Below are 246 nucleotides of genomic sequence, written 5' to 3'. Positions count from 1 at the left end.
AGCAAAATGGTGCTGCCGGGCTTGCCAAGGTGATGATGGATGATGTGAAAAATCTCCATACCTTTGTTGCCGACAGCACACCGCTTTATGCCCGTGCCTATGTATCGCCAGTGCTGACATTTATCGCATTGTTTATTCTCGACTGGCGGCTGGCGCTTGTGGCTACGGCGGTGCTGGTTGTGGGGCTGGGGATTATTGCCCGCACCATGCGCAATAGCGGCGAGGTGATGCATGAATTCAATCTTG

General features: G+C 53.3%; 1 protein-coding gene. It reads left to right on the top strand.

The genetic code is table 11. The annotated features are described in order from the left end of the window. On the top strand, positions 1 to 246 hold a 246-nt coding region (locus HBA93_RS22655), incomplete at both ends, for an ABC transporter transmembrane domain-containing protein (protein ID WP_286202150.1).

It is taken from the genome of Ochrobactrum sp. SFR4 (assembly GCF_019730395.1).
Taxonomy (GTDB): Bacteria; Pseudomonadota; Alphaproteobacteria; order Rhizobiales; family Rhizobiaceae; genus Pseudochrobactrum.
This window is presented reverse-complemented; position numbering and strand designations above follow the sequence as displayed.